2 protein-coding genes are annotated in these 3,408 nt (G+C 68.0%); both read left to right on the top strand.

All coding sequences use genetic code 11. From position 1 onward, the window contains the following. The first annotated feature begins 219 nt into the window (after positions 1 to 219). A complete protein-coding gene (locus tag ACTHJR_RS03960) occupies positions 220 to 2,589 on the top strand; it encodes a membrane-bound PQQ-dependent dehydrogenase, glucose/quinate/shikimate family (protein WP_440521825.1) in 2,370 nt (789 codons plus the stop codon). 53 nt (positions 2,590 to 2,642) lie between these two features. Next, on the top strand, positions 2,643 to 3,408 hold a 766-nt coding region (locus tag ACTHJR_RS03955; protein WP_440521824.1), incomplete at its 3' end, for a chloride channel protein.

Below are 3,408 nucleotides of genomic sequence, written 5' to 3'. Positions count from 1 at the left end.
ATGTGTGACCGATCGCGGCGGAATAGCTCGAGCTATTCCGCGCATCGCGATCAGTCCGCCCGGCGGCACCGCGAGGCGCCGACCGACGGCGCGGATTTACTCCGCGCCGGCGCTTCCTAGTCGCGGACCCGCCGAATCCGGAACGGCCGCGCATGCTGCTTCGTTACGCGCCTGACGAGGCGCCTTTTCCGCGCGCTTCGCTAGCCGACGGAGACAATCATGCGACGCAGCTTGGCGGCAATGATCGTGGCGCTGGTGATCGCCCTGATCGGTTTGGTCCTGACCATAGGCGGCGCCTATCTCGTCGTGCTGGGCGGGTCGCTTTATTACCTGATCGCCGGCGTCGCGATGCTCGCCTCCGCCTGGTTGCTGTTTCGCGGCCGGATGCTCGGGGGGTGGCTCTATTGCGCGCTGTTCGTCCTGAGCGCGGTCTGGGGACTGGCGGAGGCGCGCGGCAATGCTTGGGCGATGGTGCCCTGGCTGATCGCGCCGTTCGTGCTGCTGGTCGCGGTCGCCCTGGTCATGCCGACGTTGACCGCGGACCGCAATCGCTGGAAATGGGCCGGCGGCGGGATCGGCGTCGCCTTGGTCGCGGTGATCGCGATCTTCGGCTTGTTGGCGGGCGGCGGGTCGCCCGCGCTCGCGCTGCCGGCGCAGATGTCGCCGGGCATGACCGACCCGTCGGGCCTCGCGACCGGCGGCGACTGGCCGAGCTATGGCGGCACCTATGCCAATTGGCGCTATTCGCCGCTGACCCAGATCGCGCCCGACAATGTCGGCAAGCTCGAGAAGGTCTGGGAGACGCACACCGGCGGCACGCCGACCACCGCCGCGTTCCAGAAGCTCTACGGCACCGAGAACACGCCGCTCAAGATCGGCAATCTGCTCTACACCTGCACCGCGAAGAATGTCGTCGTCGCGCTCGACGCCGCGACCGGCAAGACCGCGTGGCGCTACGATCCCAAGGTCCCCGACGCCTGGATCCCCTACACCACCGCGTGCCGCGGGGTCGCTTACTACCAAGTTCCCGGAGAGGCCGTCGGCACGCCCTGCGCCGCGCGGATCATCGAGGGCACGCTCGACTCGCGCCTGATCGCGCTCGACGCCGCGACCGGCGCGCCGTGCGCCGAATTCAACGGCACTGGCCAGCAGGACACCAAGATCGGCATGGGCCAGGTCTATCCCGGCCTCGCCTCGATCAATTCGGCGCCGAGCATCGTGCGCGGCATCGTCGTGGTCGGGCACCAGATTCTCGACGGCCAGTATCGCGGCGCGCCGTCGGGCGTGATCCAGGGATTCGACGCCAAGACCGGCAAGCTCGCCTGGGCCTGGGACATGGTCCATCCCGATTGGAACGGCTATCCGCCGGCCGGCCAGACCTGGGCGCGCGGCACGCCCAATATGTGGACCGGCAGCGCCGGGGACGAGAAATTGGGACTGGTCTATGTCCCGCTCGGCAATGTCGCGGACGACTATATCTCGACCAGCCGCACGCCGCAGGAAAACGCCTATTCGAGCTCGATCGTCGCGATCGACGTGACCACCGGCAAGCCGCGCTGGAGCTTCCAGGCGGTCAAGAAGGACGTCTGGGACTATGATTTCGGCAGTCCGCCTTCGCTGATTGACTATAAGGGCACCGCCGCGCTGGTGGTGCCGTCCAAGCAGGGCGACCTCTATATCCTCGACCGTGCGACCGGCCGCGCGCTCACGCCGATCGGCTCGATCGCCGCGCCGCAAGGCGGCGTCGAGCCCGGCGAGCGCGCCGCGCGCCAGATCGTCTCGCTATGGCAGACCCTGCGCAAGCCGCCGCTCGAAGAATCGGACATGTGGGGCATGTCGCCGATCGACCAGATGCTCTGTCGCATCCAGTTCCGCCGTGCCGATTACCGCGGCGAATTCACCCCACCCAATGTCGGGCGCAAGAGTGTCGAATACCCCGGCTACAATGGCGGCAGCGACTGGGGCGGCGTGTCGATCGATCCGGTCCGCGGCATCCTGATCGCCAATTACAACGATATGCCCAACCTGGTCCGGCTGCTGCCGCGCGCGCAAGCCGACAAGATGGGGATCAAGCCCCGCTTCGCGTCGAAGGAGATTTCGAGCAAGTCGCATTCGGTCGATCCGCAATGGGGCGTGCCCTATGCGATCGACGTCAATGCCGGCTGGCGCATGCCGTTCACCAAATTGATGTGCAAGCGCCCGCCCTATGGCGGCATCCGCGCGATCGACATCGCCACCGGCAAGACCTTGTGGGACCGCCCCCTCGGCACCGCGCGGCGCAACGGGCCGTTCAACTTGCCGACGATGCTGCCGCTGACGATCGGTACGCCCAATAACGGCGGCTCGGTGACCACGGCGAGCGGGCTGATCTTCATCGCCGCCGCGACCGACGACCTGATTCGGGCGATCGACATGAGGACCGGCAAGACGGTGTGGTCCGCCCCGCTTCCGGCCGGCGGCCAGGCGACGCCGATCGTCTATCAGCAGGACGGTCGCGAATATCTGGTGATCTTCGCCGGCGGGCATCACTTCATGGAGACGCCGGCGGGCGACAGCGTCGTGGCTTACGCCTTGCCGACGCGAAGCTGATGCGCGTCTTGGGGGATGCAAAGCAGGCATCCCGGGCCTAAGCGGGCGGGCCCATGGCCGAATCTCCCCCGCCCCGATCGTCCGCCGACAGCCTGAGACGTGCCCGCGTCCTGCTGCGCCGTCATGGCCCCACTGCATCGGTGTGGCGCCGGCGTAGCGCCATCCTTGCCGGTGCAGTGCTGGTCGGCCTCGCCGCGACCGCGTTTGCCCGCACTGCCGACCGCGCCAGCGCCTTGTTCGACGCGATGGACGCGCGATGCTGGTGGCTGCCGCTAGTGCTGACGCCGGTCAGCTATGTGCTGATCGTCTGGATCACCAATCGCTTCGCCCCCGCCGCGCGCGGCTCGGGCATTCCCCAGATCATCGCCGCCAAGCGCGACCCGGTCGGATCGACGAGCAACCTCGCCTCGGGACGCACCGCGATCCTCAAGACCATCCTGACCGCCGCCGCGCTGGCCGCCGGCGGCTCGGTCGGACGCGAAGGCCCGACGGTGCAACTCGGCGCGACGATCATGGCCTATGCCCACAAGCTGTTGCGCGTCCCGCTCAATGGCTCGGTGCTGGTCGCGGGCGCGGCGGCCGGCGTGGCGGCGGCGTTCAACACGCCGATCGCGGGCGTCGCCTTCGCGATCGAGGAGTTGGCGGCAGCTTATGAGCAACGGATGACCTTGCTGGTCATGACCGCGGTGCTGGTGTCGGGGATGATCGCGCAAGGCGTCGCCGGCGACTACGTCTATTTTGGTATCGTCGGACAGACGCTGCCGCTCGGAACGGTGCTGGTCGTCGCGCCAGTCGCCGGCATCCTGGGAGGCGTGAGCG

It is taken from the genome of Sphingomonas sp., assembly GCF_051962185.1.
Classification (GTDB): Bacteria; Pseudomonadota; Alphaproteobacteria; order Sphingomonadales; family Sphingomonadaceae; genus Sphingomonas.
The sequence above is the reverse complement of the archived record's forward strand: the minus strand, read 5'-3'. Positions and strand labels throughout refer to the sequence as shown.

Coding starts and splice junctions, on each gene's coding strand:
- ACTHJR_RS03960 (WP_440521825.1), top strand. CDS start 220: ATGCGACGCAGCTTGGCGGCAATGATCGTGGCGCTGGTGATCGCCCTG.